3 protein-coding genes and 1 pseudogene are annotated in these 3,472 nt (G+C 34.3%); 2 read left to right on the top strand and 2 right to left on the bottom strand.

Annotated elements, in window-relative coordinates:
* Positions 1-363 precede the first annotated feature (363 nt).
* Together ACNF42_RS08485 and ACNF42_RS08480 are read left to right on the top strand one after the other, a co-directional pair.
* Positions 364-1,686: a protoporphyrinogen/coproporphyrinogen oxidase gene (locus ACNF42_RS08485; RefSeq protein WP_443340337.1), complete on the top strand. Its 1,323-nt coding sequence runs from the start codon at positions 364-366 to the stop codon at positions 1,684-1,686.
* Complete coding sequence (locus tag ACNF42_RS08480) at positions 1,679-2,530, top strand: glycosyltransferase (RefSeq protein ID WP_443340336.1); 852 nt, start codon at positions 1,679-1,681, stop codon at positions 2,528-2,530. Before ACNF42_RS08485 ends, ACNF42_RS08480 begins: the two co-directional genes overlap by 8 nt.
* 232 nt (positions 2,531-2,762) lie before the next feature.
* On the opposite strand, the pseudogene ACNF42_RS08475 reads toward ACNF42_RS08480, so the two are convergent.
* Together ACNF42_RS08475 and ACNF42_RS08470 are read right to left on the bottom strand one after the other, a co-directional pair.
* Positions 2,763-3,101, bottom strand: a pseudogene (locus ACNF42_RS08475) (hypothetical protein).
* Positions 3,098-3,304 carry a hypothetical protein gene (locus ACNF42_RS08470; protein ID WP_443340335.1) on the bottom strand — a complete coding sequence of 69 codons (207 nt, stop codon included), beginning with the start codon at positions 3,302-3,304 and terminating at the stop codon, positions 3,098-3,100. Before ACNF42_RS08470 ends, ACNF42_RS08475 begins: the two are co-directional and overlap by 4 nt.
* Between the last annotated feature and the right edge of the window lie 168 nt (positions 3,305-3,472).

The following is a 3,472-nucleotide window of genomic DNA, read 5'->3' as shown; positions in this document are numbered from 1 at the left end:
TTCTTTCAGGGTATTATGTCGAGACGAAGGGCAGTCAATCTGTAAAGCGGCCTCGCAGGCCAAGAGACAAGACGACTGCCTCTCCGACTCTCACGCTGACACCGTCATGTCAACGTGGCCAAAAGAACTTTTTTCATGACGTCTGAAAGACCGCATCTTTGACTCCCACCATGTCGCATATCCTTTTCTTTTCCAGGAGTTTGAGGATGCGCTATTTTGCAATGAGCGATATTGATGTGTAAACGCTCATCCAACTTTACCCATTTTTGATTATTTAATGAGGATTTTTAATAACCTCCTATTAAACACCGTAACATTTATTCACGAAACACGCATGTTAATAATGGTAGTTATAAACTGAAAGTGTATGATGAAGTAGTTTTAGGGGGTGGTTGGGCAGGATTGCTATATACTAACGAAGTATTAGATAGGCATAACTATAAAATGGCGATATTAGAAAGAAGTAATTACAAAGAAAAAGGCGGACTCTTAAAAAGTGAAATAGTAAATGGATTCACATTCGATATCGGAGGTCCACACATTTTATTTAGCAAAGATGAAAAAGTCCTTTCTAATATTTTAAAACTAATTGGTGATAATGTATCTAAAAGAGAAAGGAATAATTATGTGCTATTTAAAGGTAAATTTATTCCTTATCCTTTCGAAAATGGTATATTTAAGCTTAATCCAGAGATAAGAGTTCAATTTGCTAGGGGCATCATAGAACAAATGTTGTTCATGTCAAAAAATATTGAATGGAAACCAAAAAACTTGTTAGAATGGATAAACGGCTTCTTTGGAGAGTCTATGGCAAATGAATATCTAAAACCATATAATGAAAAAATTTGGAAAAGACCACTAGAATCCATTGCCGCAGACTGGGTATTTACTCCGGGAAGACTACCTTTTCCTGAACTTGAAAATGTTCTAAAATCTGTCGCCGGGATACCTAACGTGGGATATAAGGAGCAGTCTTTTTTTTATTATCCTAAAGAAGGAGGAATTCAGTCACTATATAACTCTTTATATGAACAGGTGACACAAAAAGGCGCAGAGTTTATAGGCGGAGAAAATATAATTAAAATTAGAAAAATTAACAATATTTATGAGATTAATGATAAAATTAATGCTAAAAAAATAGTTAGCACTATACCTTTACCAGAGTTGTTACTCTGCCTAAACGACTCTAAGGAAAATGCAAAATTAGCTGACAGTTTTGATTATAATAGTGTAGTTATTGTCGGGGTAGCTATATCATCTAAAACACCTAATCAAACAACCGTTTATGTACCTGATCCAAAGATTATTTTCCATAGGTACACATGGATGAGCTCGCTTATTTCTAGCAATGAAGATTCTAAATCTAATCTTATAGCTGAAGTAACACTCCCTAAACAAGAGGCTTTCGATATTAACAAAATTACTTCCAAAGTCATAAAAGATTTACTGGATTTACACGTGATAGAGAACGAGAAAAATATAATTTTTTCAAGAACTTGGTTTAATAAGTATGGGTATCCTATATATAACATAGGACACGAAGATGTTAGAAAAAAAGCAATGGAAATACTTAGGGAGCACGGTATAAAATCAGTTGGCAGATGGGGTTCATGGCAATATTGGAATACAGATATGGTTTACAAGGCTGTAATAAACCTTTTAGAAGAAGGAATTTCGAATGAATGAAAATGTTGATGTTTGTGTTTTCATAAGGGCATATAATTCTCAAAAATTTATTAAAGAGGCCATAAATTCTGTTTTCAATCAAAATTTTAATGGAAATATTTTCTTAAAAATACTTTATGATGAAGGCTCTACAGATGATACATACAGCGTAATCACTGACATATCTGTAAAACTTCAAAAGGGCGGATTTGATATTGAAGTGATTAAACATCCACATGCTTCTCCATTCAGAGCGCTACTAAATTATGGGTTCAAAAACTTTGTTGAATCATATGATTATTTCTCTATTCTAGATTATGATTGTTTTTGGGACGTTAACTATATTGCAATGGCATCTCATACAATTGGAAAGAATGATTTTTTATATTCTAATCCAATTATTATAGATGAATTATCTAGAAAGATTGGAGTTATGGGTCATATACCGTCGATATTGGATAAAAGATTTCTGCTAAGATACATAATTCTCTTTCGTAATTTTATAGACGCAAATGGAATTTTTATGAGTAAATCATGTGCTAAATTGGTGATAAGTAAATTAGACTTATTATCTTCTAAAACGTTTGACTGGATTTTCGAAGACTGGATCATAGGCGCAATAGGATTATATTTTTGCACCGTTAAAAAAATGGATCAAAACCTCGTGTATTACCGATTGCACAGTTTGAATACCACAGCGGGAAATAGAATTGCATCTCAAAATATGACAAACTCCAATAGGGATATACTGAGTACAGTTAGCTTAAAAGTAGTTCTTACGGAAAAAATGAATCTTCCTGAGCAAATAGCCTATCTATTTACCGCTTTATCTGTTGTCATTAGAAAAATATATTTACGCATTTAAGAATTATTTTTCTAACGCAGTCTCATTTATTTCTTATTCCTCTAATTTCCTAAACACTGGAAAAACTTAAGCTACAAGTCCCTCCTATTTGAAGGATACTTATTCACAAATCCTATTAGGGATTTTTTCAAAGAAGGCATCCTTTAAAATCACTAAAATCCTCAGGAATTTTATTAAGAATCTGACTACATATTTCTTCGCAACTATTATGATATAATCATTCGAAATCTCTTTAACATTTTTGGGGCAAACTCAATCCTCCTGCCACCGGATATATGATCGTATCCCTGTATTCATGTGCCTTGAACCCATATGAACGCTTGAATGCAGTACGGATCTTGTTGTTCAATCCTTCCACAACAGCTGAATTTGTTCCGGATTTCATTGCCTCAAATCTCAGAGAGTCTTATGCAATGGACGCATTCACCTTCCATAATCTTTGAAGGGCAATCTTGAAATGATATGCATGTGATGTCTGGAGATCAATGGATTTGAGAGAAATGATGGAATCCCTTTCCTTTTCTGAAAGATCAGAATAATTCTTGTGCCAGTGGTACCTTTTGTTTTTCAGGATATCATTATCTCTTGCCTACTTATTGCACTTGATATATATGATGGATACATCTCCATAGTGATATGATCGATTCTTGATTTACCCGTGAAAGGGTGCTTTATCATGAATCTTTCAAACACATCTGATTCCTTTCCTGTCTCATTCACATAGCGTTTGAGGATTCTCCATACAGACCTGAATCCCCGTGGTTTTACCACCACGATATCTTATCAAGAGCCTCAAGGATTTCCTTCTGCTTCCTTGTCCTCTCAAGTTCCACAAGATTTCCGCTCTGGTCTTCTATCACATGCAGTTTCTCAAGTTCCAGGAGCATCCTCTCTAAAGAATACTTTTTCATGAGACCTGATGAGATCATTCCCCTCATGAGT

Origin of the sequence: Cuniculiplasma thermophilum (assembly GCF_052315355.1) — an archaeon.
Lineage (GTDB): Archaea > Thermoplasmatota > Thermoplasmata > Thermoplasmatales > Thermoplasmataceae > Cuniculiplasma.
Note: the sequence above shows the minus strand (reverse complement) of the source record. Positions and strands in the feature narration are given on the sequence as shown.

Coding starts and splice junctions, on each gene's coding strand:
- ACNF42_RS08480 (WP_443340336.1), top strand. CDS start 1,679: ATGAATGAAAATGTTGATGTTTGTGTTTTCATAAGGGCATATAATTCT.